Origin of the sequence: Hymenobacter monticola (genome assembly GCF_022811645.1) — a bacterium.
Taxonomy (GTDB): domain Bacteria; phylum Bacteroidota; class Bacteroidia; order Cytophagales; family Hymenobacteraceae; genus Hymenobacter; species Hymenobacter monticola.
In genome coordinates this window covers 3,458,620-3,472,934 of sequence record NZ_CP094534.1, presented here as the reverse complement: position 1 = coordinate 3,472,934, position 14,315 = coordinate 3,458,620, and the positions used below count along the sequence as shown (strand labels likewise).

Here is a 14,315-nt window from a genome sequence, read left to right as displayed (position 1 = left end):
GCGAATTCAAAAGCAGAACCGGGCCCCCGGCCGTCGGCCGAGGCAAGCCCGCCTACGAGCGGCTGGGGTAAATCCCATCCAGGGCAATGCAGTAAGACATCACCAACGACGGCGTCATGGCATCGAACGGCTGGCTGCCGCCCGTCGGCACTATTGTAGTGGGATGGGCGGCCTGCAGCGGCGCGTCGGTGCCGTACGCCAGCACGTTCACCGCTTCGCCGTTCACGTCGGTGGCCACCGGCACTGCGGGCACCGCGCCCACGGGCGAGTTGGTGGTGGCCGTGGCGTTGGCCGTCACGGAGTGTGCGTGGCTGGGCAGTTGGGTACTGATTAGCGTTCGGGTTTCGCTTCCGCCGGCCTGCCCTACTGTGTAAATCGACAAGCCGGGGCCCTGCCCTTGGTGCCGCGGGGCCCGGCCGCGCAGGTCGGGCAGGCCAAAGGTGCTCTGCCCGTCACCGCCGTAGGTGGTGCCAATCAACGAGTACAGGGCTGTATAATCGGAAATGGCTACCAGCCTGCCATCGCACAGTGCCCAGCCCTGCGGCGCAAAATTACCCCCAAACAGCATGATTTCGCCTATCAGGGGTTCGTAACCCGCTACTTTGCGGGGGGCGGCCAGAGCCGGGGCGGTCACGGCGGCGCCCGTCAGCACCGCGCCCAGGCGCTTCAGCCAGTTGCGGCGGGCCGGCTCAGCGGGGGCCGCTTGGGAATCCAGCAGGGGCACCACTCCGGTAGCAGTTGCTCTCAATCGCATAGCTTCAAAATGTAAAGTCCAAGAAAAATCCGAGTCCCAGACCTATGACCGGGCCGGGAACACGCCCTGCAGGGCAATGCAATAGCTGATGGTGAGGTAGGGCGACAGCAAGCTGGTGGGCTGGCTGCCGCCCGTAGGGGTCACGGTCGCGGCGGCAGCCAGGCCGGTGTTGAGCGCGTCGGCGCGGTTCAGCACGGGCACATTCTCGCCACTGGCGTTGGTGGCCACGGGCACGGCCGGCAGGTTGGCCAAGGGCGTGTTGCTGGTACCGGAAACGGTGCTTACCAGCGTGCTGTGCACGTGGCCGGCCATCGCCGTTGTCAGGGCCACGGACTCGCTGCCAATTCGGCTGCCCATGACGCGGGGCGTGAGGCCAGGCCCGTTGCCCTGGCCAATGGGCGTGTAGCCCTGCAGGTTGGGCAGGGCAAAAGTAGAGCGGCCATCGCCGCCGTACATGGTACCCAGCAACGAAAACAAGGCCGTGTTCTGGGCAATGGACAGCAACTGGCCGTTGCAGAGCGCAAAGCCCACCGGCGCATAATTGCCCGCAAACATCATGATTTCGCCCACGTACACATCGTCACCCAGCACTTGTGCGGGGCTGGCGGGACGGGCGGCGGCGGGCGCGGCCAGGGCCGCCCCGCCCAGGGCGGCCGTCAGGCGCTTGAGCCAGCTGCGCCGGGCCGGCTCGGCCGCGGCGGCGGGGGCAGCCTCGGGGCTGCCGGGAGTAAGAATTTGAGCCATAGCGAAAGTTGAAAAAACCGAAATGAGCCTAACCAGCTCTGCCCACCCGCTAGCTGCGCGAGGGGAAGACGCCCGTCAGGGCTATGCAGAAATTAAGCGTCTGGTAGGGGGCCAGCACCGAAAACGGCTGCGAGCCGCCGGCGGGTTGTATGGCCCGCCCGTCTTCGGCGAGGCCCGAAGGACTGGGCGCATAGGCCAGAATGTTGACGGGGGCGCCGTTCAGGTCCACGCTGGCGGGCACCACGGCCGCCAGCGTGCCGTTGGGAGCATTGGAAGTGGCCGTGGCGTTGCTCACCTGGTAGCCGTGGTTGTGCGCGGGAAGATTGTTAACAACTAACGTAGCGGCTTCCCTGCCGCCGGGCAGGCCCACGTTGTAGCCGCTGCCCGAAGTAGGGCTGGTGCCGGAGCCCACGGGCACCCGGCCGCGCATATCGGGCAGAGCAAAAGTAGTGCGGCCATCGCCACCGTACATCGTGCCCAGCAGGGAGAAGAGGGCGCCGTTCTGGTTGATGGGCAGCAGCTGCCCGTTGCACTGGGCCCAGCCCCGGGGCGCAAAATCAAAAGGGAAGATTTGAATTTCGCCCAGGTAGGGCGAGCCGCCCATCACCTGCTTGGCAGAAGCCGGGGCGGCCTTGGCTGCCCGGCTCAAAAACAGGCCGCTCAGCAGGGCGCCGAAGCCCTTGAGCCAGCCCCGCCGGGCCGGTGCGGCTGGCTGCCCGGCCGCTTCGGCCACGGGCATCAATTCGGAGCTAGCGGGAGTAAAAGGTATTTCCATAGTAGCAGGAATAAACTAAAGGCTGCCCCCGCCAGGTGCGCGCGGAAGGAACAGCTATTTCAATCCCCAAACTTATCATTTTTTATCTGATTTATACACTTTTAATTTATCCATCGGGTTCGGCCGCTGGGTACTCCGCCCGCTGCAAGTCGGCGCCCCCTGGTATGTTCATCAGACAAAGCAAAGTGTCTATGCAATAAACCAAGGGGGCCAGCAGCCACGCCCCATCTGCGCGGCCACTGGCCCCCATCCATTGCAAAGCGTCCTAAACCGAGCGGCCCGGGAGCTTCACCAAAACTTAACCCAACGCCGCCACGCCGGGCAGCTCCTTCCCTTCCATGTATTCGAGCAGGGCGCCGCCGCCGGTGCTGATGTAGCTCACCTGCTCGCCGAAGCCCAGCTGCTGCACGGCCGCCGCCGAGTCGCCGCCACCAATGAGCGAGTAGGCACCCTGGCTGGTGGCCTCGGCAATGGCGCGGGCCACGTCCTCGGTGCCTTTGGCGAAGTTGGGCATCTCGAACACGCCCATGGGGCCGTTCCAGAGGATGGTTTTGCTTTGGCGGATGACGTCGGCGAAGGCCTGGCGGCTTTCCGGGCCCAGGTCGAGGCCCATCCAGCCGGCGGGGATGTCGTGGTTGATGGCCACTTTCACCTGCGCGTCGTTGGCAAACTTGTCGGCGATGAGCGAATCGGTGGGCAGCAGCAGCTTCACGCCCTTGTCCTTGGCGCGCTGAATCAGCTCGCGGGCCAGGTCCACCTTGTCGGCTTCGAGCAGGGAGCTGCCCACCTGGCCGCCCTCGGCCACCGCGAAGGTGTAGGCCATGCCGCCGCCGATGAGCAGGTTGTCCACCTTGTCGAGCAGCTTCTCGATGATGAGAATCTTGTCCGAAATCTTGGCCCCGCCCATGATGGCCGTGAAGGGCCGCTCGGCCTCTTCCAGCACCTTTTTGGCGTTGTCGATTTCGGACTGCAGCAGGTAGCCGCCCACCCGGTCCTGGGGCGCAAAGGAGTCGGCCATCACGGCCGTGGAGGCGTGGGCGCGGTGGGCCGTGCCGAAGGCATCGTTCACGTACACATCGCCCAGCTTGGCCAGCTTGGCGGCAAAATCCTTGTCGCCGCCTTCTTCTTCCTTGTGAAAGCGCACGTTGTCGAGCAGCAGCACCTGGCCGGGCTGCAGGGCCGCCGCCTTTTGGGCGGCCTCCTCCCCTAGCACGTCGCCGCCGAACTGCACTTCGCGGCCGTACTCCTGCGAGAGGCGCGCCACCAGGTTTTCGAGCGAAAACTTCTTTTCGTAGCCGCCCTTGGGCCGGCCCAGGTGCGAGAGCAGCACCACCGAGCCGCCGTCGTTCAGGATTTTCATCACCGAGCGGGTGGCCATGCGGATGCGGGTGTCGTCGGTGATTTGCAGGTCTTTGTCGAGCGGCACGTTGAAATCGACGCGCATCACGGCGTGCTTGCCGGCGAAGTTGTAGGAATCGAGGGTGTTCATGAAGGAAAGTGAAACAGGGTGTGGTTGGTCAGTGGTGCAAAAGTGCGGCGCTTTTCCAACATTCGCGGCGGCCGGGCTGCCCGGTAGCGCGGAGTTTTACTCCGCGTCAGCCACGCTGTGAATGTCGTTCGGCAATTCAACTAAAAAGTGGGCTACAAAGTCCATGCTGCTTCGTGGTAGCGCACCAGGGCGTCGATGGGTTCGCGCAAAATCTGGCCCACGGCCATGCCGTGGCGCTGGGCCACGGCGGCCAGCGCCTCGCGGAAGTGGTAGCCCACCGAGCCCACGCAATTGAAGGCGTGGCGCTGGTAATCGGGGTAGTGGGTCACGATTTGCTCGAAAAAGGCTTCAAACGCCCGCGTTACTACTTCCTGGCAATAAGGCTCATCGTAGTGCTGGCCGGCAAAGCGGGCGAAGCTGGCCAGAAACCGGTTGGGCGAGGGCTGATTGTAGAGCCGGTCGAGCACCTCACTCACTTCGCCCAGTTGGTACTCGACCCGAAGCTGCGCGGCCAGTTCGGCGGGCAGCCGGCCGCGCAGGTAGTCGCGCAGCACCTGCCGGCCGATGGACGTGCCCGAGCCCTCGTCGCCCAGCGAGTAACCCAACGACTCAAATACCTGCGTAATGCGCTGGCCGTCATACAAACAGGAGTTGGTGCCCGTGCCCAGGATGGCCGCGAAACCCGTCTGCCGCCCCAGCAGGGCGCGGGCCGCCGCCAGCAAGTCTTCGTCCACGTACACCTCCCCGGCCTGGGGCCACACCAGCCGCAGCGCCCCGGCCACCACCTCGGCCTTGGCCGGCGAGAGCACGCCCGAGCCGTAGTAATGAATGGAGCGAATGGGCGCCTGCCGTACATCGGCCGGCACTTGGCGCGCCAGCGAGGCCGCGATGCCCGGCGTGTCCCAGAAATAGGGGTTGTAGCCTTCCGTATTAAAGTATTGGGGTGGGCCGCCGGCCAGCAAGGCCCAGCTGCAGGTGGTCGAGCCACCGTCGGCAATAAGTATCATACGGGGCGAAAATACGCGGGAGTTGGCGGCTGGCCTTATCTTTCGCCACCTGGCACGAGCACCGCGAACTAAAATTTTTGCGGTACTCGTGCCAGGCAGCGCTTGCTGGTTGCTTTCACCGTCTTCCCACTTCCCTTGCTATGGCCTCCCGCCGCAAATTCCTGCAAAACTCCGCCGCTGGCTTGGCCGGCCTGGCCGCCTCTCCCCTGGCGGCCGTGGCGCTGCCCGCCGCTCCGGTGGCCGGCAAGCCCGTCGTCATTTCTACCTGGGATGCGGGCGTGAACGCCAACAAGGGCGCCTGGAAGGTCATCGGTCCCGGGGGCTACGCCCTCGACGCCGTGGAAGCGGGCGTGATGGTAACCGAATCGGAGCAGGGCTGCTGCGTGGGCCTGGGCGGCAATCCCGACCGCGACGGCATCGTGACGCTGGACGCCTGCATCATGGACGAGAAATTCAACTGCGGCGGCGTGGCCGGCCTCGAGCGCATCAAGCACCCCATCAGCGTGGCCCGCCGCGTGATGGAGCGCACCCCGCACGTGCTGCTGGTGGGCGAAGGCGCCCAGCAGTTTGCCGTGGCCCAAGGCTTCCCGCTAGAGCCCCAGCAGCTGAGCGCCGATGCCAAGAAAGCCTACCAGGAGTGGCTGAAAACCAGTCAGTACAAGCCCGTCGTCAACGTCGAGAACAGCGGGCGCAAGCCCACCGGCCCCGTGGGCGGCCCCCAAAACCACGACACAATTGCCATGCTGGCGCTGGATGCCCAGGGTCGCCTGAGCGGCAGCTGCACCACCAGCGGCATGGCCTTCAAGATGCGCGGCCGCGTGGGCGACTCGCCCCTCATCGGCTCGGGCCTGTTCGTGGACCCGGCCGTGGGCGCCGCCGCGGCCACCGGCCAGGGCGAGGACGTGGTGCGCATTGCCGGCGCCCACCTCATTGTGGAGCTGATGCGCCAGGGCCGCACGCCGCAGCAGGCCTGCCAGGAGGCCATTGGGCGCATTGCCGCCATCAAAGGCGCCAAGGCGAAGGACATTCAAGTGGCCTTCATTGCCCTCAGCAAAACCGGTCAGACCGGAGCCTACGCTCTGCAAAAAGGCTTCAATTTTACCGTCAGCACCACCGACACGCCGGTGCTGCGCGACAGCGAGTTTCTGTTGAAATAGGGTTGGAGGCTATCAAGGTCGTGCAGAGCGCCGCGAAGCATCCTTACCGCGCAATGCAATTTAATCGATTGGTTTACTGCTGCGATAAAGATGCTTCGCGGCGCTCTGCATGACGTTCAATTCTATGCCCCTCACCCTCGAAATCTGCGCGGCCTCCCTCCCATCAGCCCTGGCGGCACAGGCGGGCGGCGCGCACCGCATCGAGTTGTGCCAGAACCTGGAACAGGGCGGCATCACGCCCTCCTACGGCCTGATTCGGGAGACGCTGGCGCAATTGAGCATCCCGGTGTTTGTGCTCGTTCGGCCCCGGCCCTGCGGCTTCGTGTACTCGGCCGATGAGCTGGCCATCATGCGGACTGACATCGAGGCGTGTCGCCAATTGGGGGCCGCCGGCGTGGTGCTGGGCGCGCTCGATACGGCTGGGCGCGTGGCCATACCAGCTTGCCGAGGCCTTATTGAGCGGGCTGGGGCCATGCAAATCACCTTCCACCGGGCCTTCGATGTGTGCCCTAACCAAGCGCAGGCGCTGGAAGATGTTATTGCGCTGGGCTGCCAGCGGGTGCTCACTTCGGGCGGCCAGGCCACGGCCGAGGCAGGTCAAGACCGACTGGCGGCGTTGGTACAGCAAGCGGGCGGGCGTATCAGCATCATGCCCGGTGCGGGCGTTTCGGCGGCCAACCTCCAGACGCTGGCCCGGCAGACGGGCGCGCACGAGTTTCACAGCAGCGCCAAGCGCCGAGTGCCGGCCAACCCGGCCGATGGCTTGTTTCAAACGGAACAATTTGAAACGGATGCCGCTTTGGTGGCCGAACTAGTGAGCCGGCTGTAGCGCGAACTTTGTTGTTCGCGTACCTGAACGATAAACGTTGCAGCGGCGCGAGGCATGCGAACTACAAAGTTCGCGCTACGACGCAGTACGGCCTTCTTACCTTTGCGACACTTATGAAAATCGGCATTTTTTTCGGGGGCACTTCGCGCGAGCGGGAAATTTCGTTCGCGGGCGGCCGCACCGTATTTGATAATCTGGACAAGGCGCTGTTTCAGCCCGTGCCCATCTTCGTGGATAGCCTCGGGCAGTTCATTCTGCTCGACTGGCAGTACATCTATAAAGGCACCATCCGGGATTTCTACCCGCCGGTGAGCGCGCTGCCGCCTTCGGTGCACCACCTGCAGGTCTACATCGAAAGCCTGGGTGAGCTCAGCGCCGAGGAGCGCGCCGAGGCCATCGCCCAGGTGGGCCGCAAGGTTGAGGCCGAGCAGCTGCCGCTATTGATGGATTTCGCCTTCCTGGCCCTGCACGGGCCTGGGGGCGAGGATGGCGCCATTCAGGGCCTGCTGGAATGGTTGGGCATCCCGTACTCGGGCTCGGGCATTCTGCCGTCGGCCTTTGGCATTGATAAAATTGCGCAGAAAAACCTGCTGCACGCCCTGGGCCGTCCCACGCCCGGTTTTCGCGTCATCAAGGCCGAGGAATGGGACAGCACCGACCACGCCGCCACCCTTGCCTACCTGGTACGCGAGCTGGGTTTGCCGCTGGTGCTGAAGGCGCCGCGCCAGGGCTCCAGCATCGGCGTGAGCATTCTGAAAACCGACGACTTGGCCAAATTCGAGGCGGCCATCGACAAGAGCCTGTTCCGCAAAACCGTGACGCGCGCCGACTGGCAGCGCCTCGGCGAGCAGGACCGCATTGCCTGGGTGCAACATCTGACAGACATCCGCGAAGGCATAGGCCTGCCGGTTGTCATCAATGATGAAACAGCGCCCATCTACCACCCCGAAGCCCTGCTGACGGCCCTGACCGAGGCCCTGGAAACCGCCGAGGCCGTGCTCCTGACCAACGTGGACGGCGAGACCCAGGTGCTGGTGGAAAGCTTCGTGGCCGGCCGCGAGTTCTCGTGCATTGTGGTGGAAGACCCCAACGGCTTGCCGCTGGCCCTCCCGCCTACCGAGATTGTGAAGGGTGAGGAGATGTTTGACTACCGCTCGAAATACCTGCCCGGCCTGGCCCGCAAAATCACGCCCATCGACTTGCCCGAGGCGAAAATCCAGGAAATCCGGGAGGCTTGCGAGGAGATGTTCCGCACGTTTGGCTTCCAGGTCTATGCACGCCTCGATGGCTTTGTGGCGCACGACGGGCGGCTGTTTCTCAACGACCCGAACACTACCTCGGGCATGCTACCGGCTTCGTTCTTCTTCCATCAGGCGGCTGAAATCGGGCTCAACCCCAGCCAGTTTCTCACCTACCTCATTCGCACCTCGCTGGCGGCCCGGCGCCGCGCCGGCCTTCGCCCCGTGAAGCTGGCGCAACTACTAGATACCCTCGACACGGCCGTGGCCGGCCGGCAGCACGAGGCCACCGAGCGCATTCGGGTGGCCGTGATAATGGGCGGCTACTCCTCGGAGCGCCACATTTCGGTGGAAAGCGGGCGCAACATCTACGAGAAGCTCAGCTCCTCGGCCAAGTACGCGCCGGTTCCGGTGTTCCTCACGGGCTCCAGCGACGAGCACAAGCTGTACGTGCTGCCCGTGAACGTGATGCTGAAGGACAACGCCGACGACATCCGCGAGAAGATTGAGCACGCCGAGGCCGGCGAGGCCGCGCACCCCATTCTGGAGCGCATCCGGCGCGAGGCCGGCGACATCACCCGCACCTACGCCGGGCAGGCGCTGGCCCAGCCGCGCCGCATCTCGTTCGAGGAGCTGGCCCAGCTGGCTGATGAGGTGTTCATTGCCCTGCACGGCCGCCCCGGCGAGGACGGCGCTCTGCAGCAGCAGCTGGAGCAATACGGCCTGCCCTACAACGGCTCGGGCGTGGCCAGCAGCAGCATCACCATCAACAAGTTCGAAACCAACAAGCGCCTGCGCGAGGCCGGCCTGCGGGTCGCCGAGCACCGCATGGCCAACAAGCTGGAGTGGCGGGCCGACGCCGAAAGCTTCTACCGCAGCCTCGAAACGCAGTTCCCCTACCCCTTCATCGCCAAGCCCGCCGACGACGGCTGCTCATCAGCGGTGAAGAAAATCAAGAATCGTGCGGAGCTTGAAGCCTTCTGCCGGCTCATCTTCCGCACCGAAGAAGACCTGCTGGCCGGCCCGGCCGAAGTCCTGAACCTGGGCTTTAAAGAGGAATTTCCGCGCAAGGATGCCTTCCTGGTCGAAACCCTCATCAGCCGCGACGGGGCCGCGCACTTCCTCGAAATCACCGGCGGCCTGCTCACTTCTTACGATGAGAACGGGCAGCTTGAAATCGAGGTATTCGAGGCCAGCGAGGCCCTGGCTACCGGCGAGGTCCTGAGTCTGGAAGAGAAATTCCTGGCTGGCGAAGGCCAGAACATCACGCCCGCCCGCTACGCCCCGGACCCGGCCGAGCGTCAGCGCATCTCCAACGAGGTAAAGGCCGTGCTGCGCCGCGTGGCCGAAGTGCTCGACATTCAGGGCTACGCGCGCATCGATGCCTTCGTGCGGGTGCGCGCGGGCGGCGAAGTGGAGGTGCTCATCATCGAAGTGAACTCCCTGCCCGGCATGACGCCCGCCACCTGCATCTTCCACCAAACGGCGCTGGCCGGCTACACGCCCTACCAGTTCATCGACCGGATTCTGGAGTTTGGCAAGGCGCGCACGGCTAAGGCGGTTCCCGCCAGCTAGCACGTCATGCCGAGCGGAGCCGAGGCGTCTCGCTTGCGGTAGTAAATCCAGACGTTAGGGTTTACTTCGGCACGCGAGATGCCTCGGCTACGCTCGGCATGACGTTCTTTATTCTTTCAAATAGCTTCGTTACCGTTACCGCATGTCGTTTTTTTCTGCTAATTCCCCGCTCGACGTTGTGAAGCACTTTGTGCTCATTGCCCTCGCGGGCTTGTTGCTCGTGCTGGGCTTTTTCTACGTGTACCTGCCCATGAGCACGCACCACGGCGAAACCATCACCGTGCCGAAGGTGACAGGCATGAACGTGGCCGACCTGGAAAACTACCTCGACGAGCGCAACCTGGCCTACTTCGTGGACGACTCCAGCTACAACCCCAACGTGCGGCCCTTCACGGTGCTGGTGCAGGACCCCGCCCCGGGCGAAAAGGTGAAGGAAGGGCGCAAAATCTACGTGCAGGTGAGCATGAAAAACCCGCCCGTCATCAAGATGCCCAAGCTGGTGGGCAACTCCTCGAAAGCCGCCGCGCTCATTCTCAAAAGCTACGACTTGGTGGTGGGCCAGATTCAGCTGGTGCCCGACCTGGCTCCCGGGCAGGTGCTGAAGCAGCTGGTGAACGGCAAGGAAATCGCGGCCGGCGCGCCCATCACCAAGGGCGCCACCGTCGATTTGGTGGTGGGCGACGGCCAGGGCAACCAGACGTTTGCCGTGCCCAACCTCATCAACATGCCCCAGGACGAGGCCCTGCTGTTGCTCTCGGGCCAGGGCCTGCAAAAGGGCGAGGTGTTTGAGCAGCCCGCCGAGGACGGCCAGACGCCCGGCACCGTGGTGCGCCAGCGCCCCGTGGCCGGCCCCGATGCCACCATTCGCACGGGCCAGCTGGTGGACATCTGGGTAGCGAAATAACTGACTGACCCGCAATTTTTTGCCGCTTCCAGGCGTTGCCAGGGTCTTGAATCTCCTTTCCCGCATTGGTATGATGACACGCTTCCGCACGTATTGCCGCCTGCTGTTGCCGGCCCTGCTTCTGAGCGCCGGTGCCGCCCAGGCCCAGATAGAGTTGCGCTCCGGCCCGCTTTCGGCCGACCCCAGCCGGGCGGCCTATATCCCGAAAGTCGACCGGGCCGTGCAGCAGCGCACCGCAGCGCTTTCGCTGCCTTTTTTTGATGATTTCACCACGCCGCTCGAAGGCGCGCCCGACGTGCGGCGGTGGGAGCCAAACGGGGGTGCCTTCGTGAGCAACCGCCTGGCCCTGGCGCCCCTCACCCGCGGCGCCGCCACCCTCGACGGCCTCAAGGCCAACGGACAGAGCTACAGCGGTATTATCCAGTCGTTTTACAGCACCCTCGACTCGCTCACCTCGCAGCCCATCGACCTGAGCGGCCTCACCGCCAGCAACGACGTGTACCTGAGCTTCGCCTGGCAGGCCGGCAGCATTGTGGGCACGCCCAACCTCAACTCCGGCGCCACGCCGGTGCGGTTGGAACTGTTCCTGAAAAACAGCTCCAGCCTCTGGACGCGGGTTTGGAGCTACAACAGCCAGCGCGCCACCACCGGCTTTCGCCAGCAGGTCATTCGCCTCGACCAAAGCCAGTACCTGCACGGCACGTTCCAGTTCAGGTTCGTGGCCACCGGCAACGCCTCCGAAAACCCGGATAACTGGAACATCGACTACGTGCTGCTGGACCGCGGCCGGACGCGCGGCCTGGCCGATACCACGTTTGTAGACGTGGCCACCGGCGCCGGGCTGCTGGGCGACAACCCCTCAGGGGGCCTGCGCAGCCCCCTGCGCCGCTTCACGGCCATGCCGGTCTGGCAGTTCAACGCCGCCACCACCAGCGAGCTGAACCCCGCACTGGGCGTGAACCTGACCAACCTGGAGTTGCCCACCCCGCCCCTGCCCCGTCCCATCGACGTGACCGGCACGGTGCGCAACCTCACCGACGGCACCACCCTGGGCACCTGGCTACAGGTTTCGCGCCTCATCGACCCGAACGTGCGCAACTCCCCGCAAACCGGGTCGGCCGCTTCGGTGCCCATTCCTGCCACGCCCACGCCCAAACGCTTGCGCTACAGCCTGGTCATCAACACCAATGGCCTGGACCAACCGCGCGCCACGCCCAACGACACCATTTCGCGCGATGTCGAACTGAGCAACTACTACGCCTACGACGACGGCACGGCCGAGGGCTACACCGAGATGACCGTGTACAGCACCGGCCAGCCCGCGGCCCTGGCGTACCGCTTCAACTTGAACCAGCCCGACCACGTGGGGGGATTGCGCCTATATCCGGTATACACGGCCGCCGACACGAACCCACGCCCGGTCACCATCAGCGTGTGGAGCGACAACGGGGGCCGCCCCAGCGACACGCCCATCGCCAGCAAAACCGGCACGCTGCCCGGCACCGCCGCCACGGCCGGCGGCCGGCCCTACTTCGAAATCTCTTTCGACCAGCCGGTGCCTGTATCGGGCATCTTTTACGTGGGCTTCTCGCAGCCATCCACCAGCCGCAGCCTGAGCTACGGCCGCGACCTGAACAACTCCTTCCCTCCCGGCTATTTATGGGGCCGCAGCAACACCGGCGTCTGGAGCTTGGTGCTTCTGCCCTTGCGGCGCGGCGCCTTCATGATGCGCCCGGTGATGACCAATAACGTGACCACGGCCACCGCCTCGGCCCGCGAAGCCGCTGCCTACAGCCTCTATCCCAACCCCACCCGCGGCACCGTGCGCGTCGAAGGCCCGGCCTTTGCCCGTGCTACCTTGCTCGACGCCCTGGGCCGCACCGTGTGGGAGCAGCCCGCCGGCCAAGCCGGCCAGGCCACGCTGCCGCTGCCCACCCTGCCGCCCGGCGTGTACACTGTGCGCCTGCTGCTGGCCGATGGGCGCACCGTGGGCCGCCGGCTGATGCTGGAGTAGCAGGAAGTACTCCTGAATGCAAAAGGCCCGCCGGACGATTCCGGCGGGCCTTTTGGCTAAGATAGGGCCCCTTACTTCGTGGGCATCAGCACAGTGTCGATGACGTGGGTGACGCCGTTGCTGGAAATGACGTCGGGGATGGTGACGCGGGCCATGCCGCCCTTGGCATCTTTAATCATAACGCCGTTGCCGTTTTTCATCACGGTCAGCTGTTCGCCTTCTACAGTGGTCAGGACCTGGCCGGCGGTCAGGTTGCCGGCGGTGTAGCGGCCGGGCACCACGTGGTAGGTAAGAATGGTGGTGAGCTTGGGCTTCATATCCGGCTGCACCAGCGAATTGACGGTGCCGGCGGGCAGCTTGTCGAAAGCGGCGTTGGTGGGCGCAAATACGGTGAAGGGCCCGGCGCTTTTCAGGGTTTCGGCCAGGCCGGCGGCTTTCACGGCGGCTACCAGGGTGGTGTGGTCGGCGCTGCCCACGGCGTTGTCCACGATGTCTTTGTCGGGCGTCATCATGGCGCCGCCCACCATCACGCCTCCTTCGGTGCTCATGGAGCTCATGCTGGTGGTGGTCGTTGTGGTGCCGGTGCCCATACCCATGCCCTCACGGGGCTTGGTTTTGGCCTTCATTTTATCGCCGGCGTCCGACTTGCCTTTCACCTTCATCTTGCCATCGTCGGCCATCTTGGTTTTGGTGGTCATGCCGTCGGCCTTGGTTTTGGTCTTTTCGTCGTCCGACTTGGTTTTCATGTCCTGCGCAAAAGCCGGAGTAGCAAGGGCGGCCAGCAGGGCGGCAGCGGCAAAGAATGGTTTCGTGTTCATGGGTTGTGGGAATAAGGGTGAGAGAATGCTCATCCATACGATAAGTAAAAAGCCTTGGGTTTCACCCGCTCCATTACATGCCCATGCTGAACCCCATTATTCTGAAAGGTCTGAAAAGCAAAAAGCCCCATTTCCAGTTGGAAATGGGGCTTTCGTGGCCACGTTAGGAATCGAACCTAAATCAAGAGCTTCGGAAACTCTCATACTATCCGTTGTACGACGTGGCCAGGTCCTAGATAGGACTGCAAAAGTAGCCGCAAAAGCGAAGCTTACCAAATATGATAGCAAATTCCTGCTGGCGGCGTGGCGCTTTGCCACAACCTCAGCGCCGTAAATGCAGTTAAGCCTAAGCGTCTCACGCATTCATCTGCTTTCACCTTCCAACCCACACCATGAAAAAGAACCTGTACACGGCCGACGCTTCGGCCGTTGGTGGCCGCAGCGGCCACGTCCGCTCGTCCACCGGCATCATCGACCTCGACATGTCGGTGCCCGAAGGCCTCGGCGGCAAGAAAAACGCCACCAACCCCGAAGAGCTGTTTGCTGCTGGCTACGCTTCGTGCTTCCAGCAGGCGCTGCTCGTCATCGCCCAGCGCGGCGGCGACAAGCTCGACCCCGAAACCACCGTGCAGTGCTCCGTCACGCTGTTTCAGGAGGGCGAAGGCTACGGCCTGAGCGCCGTGCTCGACGTGGACCTCAAAGCCTTCGACCGCGACAAAACCATCGACATGGTGCGTCAGGCCCACAAAATCTGCCCTTACTCGGTAGGCACCCGTGGCAACATGGAAGTGGAGCTCAAAGTACAGGGCCAAGCCATTCCGGTGCAAGCCGAAGAAAACGCCGGCGTCGCCAATGAGTAGCTGAGAGAACGAGTACCCTGAAGCTCTGCTTCGGTCCGTGCGAACGAAGTCGTTAAACGCAGGCCGAAGCAGAGCTTCGGGGTACTCGTTCCAACGAAAAGGCCCGCCTGAATTATCAGGCGGGCCTTTTTGCTGCTAACAACTAGCAATG

12 protein-coding genes and 1 tRNA gene are annotated in these 14,315 nt (G+C 64.0%); 6 read left to right on the top strand and 7 right to left on the bottom strand.

Annotated features, from left to right (window positions below; translation table 11 throughout):
- Positions 1 to 52: 52 nt before the first annotated feature.
- From MTP16_RS14450 to MTP16_RS14430, 5 genes are all read right to left on the bottom strand, one after another.
- Complete coding sequence (locus MTP16_RS14450) at positions 53 to 754, bottom strand: phage tail protein (protein ID WP_243510649.1); 702 nt, start codon at positions 752 to 754, stop codon at positions 53 to 55.
- Between the two features lie 42 nt (positions 755 to 796).
- The gene (locus tag MTP16_RS14445) at positions 797 to 1,498 is read right to left on the bottom strand and encodes a phage tail protein (protein WP_243510639.1); all 702 of its coding nucleotides are present in this window, start codon (positions 1,496 to 1,498) and stop codon (positions 797 to 799) included.
- Between the two features lie 49 nt (positions 1,499 to 1,547).
- Positions 1,548 to 2,273, bottom strand: a complete 726-nt coding sequence (locus MTP16_RS14440) for a phage tail protein (protein WP_243510637.1) — start codon at positions 2,271 to 2,273, stop codon at positions 1,548 to 1,550.
- A gap of 298 nt (positions 2,274 to 2,571) precedes the next feature.
- The gene (locus MTP16_RS14435; protein ID WP_243510635.1) at positions 2,572 to 3,762 is read right to left on the bottom strand and encodes a phosphoglycerate kinase; all 1,191 of its coding nucleotides are present in this window, start codon (positions 3,760 to 3,762) and stop codon (positions 2,572 to 2,574) included.
- Between the two features lie 152 nt (positions 3,763 to 3,914).
- A complete protein-coding gene (locus MTP16_RS14430) occupies positions 3,915 to 4,769 on the bottom strand; it encodes an N-acetylglucosamine kinase (RefSeq protein WP_243510633.1) in 855 nt (284 codons plus the stop codon).
- Positions 4,770 to 4,909: 140 nt separating this feature from the next.
- Between MTP16_RS14430 and MTP16_RS14425 the strand changes: the two genes are divergently transcribed.
- The 5 genes from MTP16_RS14425 (at position 4,910) to MTP16_RS14405 (ending at position 12,486) form a co-directional block, all read left to right on the top strand.
- A complete protein-coding gene (locus tag MTP16_RS14425) occupies positions 4,910 to 5,926 on the top strand; it encodes a N(4)-(beta-N-acetylglucosaminyl)-L-asparaginase (RefSeq protein ID WP_243510630.1) in 1,017 nt (338 codons plus the stop codon).
- A 109-nt stretch (positions 5,927 to 6,035) separates the two neighbouring features.
- Positions 6,036 to 6,755, top strand: a complete 720-nt coding sequence (locus MTP16_RS14420; RefSeq protein WP_243510627.1) for a copper homeostasis protein CutC — start codon at positions 6,036 to 6,038, stop codon at positions 6,753 to 6,755.
- Positions 6,756 to 6,868: 113 nt separating this feature from the next.
- Entirely contained in the window at positions 6,869 to 9,568 is a 2,700-nt protein-coding gene (locus tag MTP16_RS14415; RefSeq protein ID WP_243510624.1) for a D-alanine--D-alanine ligase family protein, read from the top strand.
- Positions 9,569 to 9,710: 142 nt separating this feature from the next.
- The gene (locus MTP16_RS14410; RefSeq protein ID WP_243510621.1) at positions 9,711 to 10,472 is read left to right on the top strand and encodes a PASTA domain-containing protein; all 762 of its coding nucleotides are present in this window, start codon (positions 9,711 to 9,713) and stop codon (positions 10,470 to 10,472) included.
- Between the two features lie 70 nt (positions 10,473 to 10,542).
- Complete coding sequence (locus MTP16_RS14405; RefSeq protein WP_243510617.1) at positions 10,543 to 12,486, top strand: T9SS type A sorting domain-containing protein; 1,944 nt, start codon at positions 10,543 to 10,545, stop codon at positions 12,484 to 12,486.
- Between the two features lie 71 nt (positions 12,487 to 12,557).
- Here the strand turns inward: MTP16_RS14405 and MTP16_RS14400 are convergent, their stop codons facing one another.
- The gene (locus tag MTP16_RS14400) at positions 12,558 to 13,082 is read right to left on the bottom strand and encodes a fasciclin domain-containing protein (protein ID WP_380286638.1); all 525 of its coding nucleotides are present in this window, start codon (positions 13,080 to 13,082) and stop codon (positions 12,558 to 12,560) included.
- 377 nt (positions 13,083 to 13,459) lie between these two features.
- A tRNA-Arg gene (locus MTP16_RS14395) sits at positions 13,460 to 13,531 on the bottom strand.
- Positions 13,532 to 13,696: 165 nt separating this feature from the next.
- Here MTP16_RS14395 and MTP16_RS14390 point away from each other — a divergent pair.
- The gene (locus tag MTP16_RS14390) at positions 13,697 to 14,164 is read left to right on the top strand and encodes an organic hydroperoxide resistance protein (protein WP_243510614.1); all 468 of its coding nucleotides are present in this window, start codon (positions 13,697 to 13,699) and stop codon (positions 14,162 to 14,164) included.
- The last annotated feature ends 151 nt before the right edge of the window (positions 14,165 to 14,315 follow it).

Bases quoted from the DNA above. Each gene is read 5' to 3' on its own strand.
- MTP16_RS14400 (WP_380286638.1), bottom strand. From the start codon at position 13,082: ATGGGTATGGGCACCGGCACCACAACGACCACCACCAGCATGAGCTCC.
- MTP16_RS14420 (WP_243510627.1), top strand. From the start codon at position 6,036: ATGACGTTCAATTCTATGCCCCTCACCCTCGAAATCTGCGCGGCCTCC.
- MTP16_RS14440 (WP_243510637.1), bottom strand. From the start codon at position 2,273: ATGGAAATACCTTTTACTCCCGCTAGCTCCGAATTGATGCCCGTGGCC.
- MTP16_RS14390 (WP_243510614.1), top strand. From the start codon at position 13,697: ATGAAAAAGAACCTGTACACGGCCGACGCTTCGGCCGTTGGTGGCCGC.
- MTP16_RS14410 (WP_243510621.1), top strand. From the start codon at position 9,711: ATGTCGTTTTTTTCTGCTAATTCCCCGCTCGACGTTGTGAAGCACTTT.
- MTP16_RS14450 (WP_243510649.1), bottom strand. From the start codon at position 754: ATGCGATTGAGAGCAACTGCTACCGGAGTGGTGCCCCTGCTGGATTCC.
- MTP16_RS14415 (WP_243510624.1), top strand. From the start codon at position 6,869: ATGAAAATCGGCATTTTTTTCGGGGGCACTTCGCGCGAGCGGGAAATT.
- MTP16_RS14435 (WP_243510635.1), bottom strand. From the start codon at position 3,762: ATGAACACCCTCGATTCCTACAACTTCGCCGGCAAGCACGCCGTGATG.
- MTP16_RS14405 (WP_243510617.1), top strand. From the start codon at position 10,543: ATGATGACACGCTTCCGCACGTATTGCCGCCTGCTGTTGCCGGCCCTG.
- MTP16_RS14430 (WP_243510633.1), bottom strand. From the start codon at position 4,769: ATGATACTTATTGCCGACGGTGGCTCGACCACCTGCAGCTGGGCCTTG.
- MTP16_RS14425 (WP_243510630.1), top strand. From the start codon at position 4,910: ATGGCCTCCCGCCGCAAATTCCTGCAAAACTCCGCCGCTGGCTTGGCC.
- MTP16_RS14445 (WP_243510639.1), bottom strand. From the start codon at position 1,498: ATGGCTCAAATTCTTACTCCCGGCAGCCCCGAGGCTGCCCCCGCCGCC.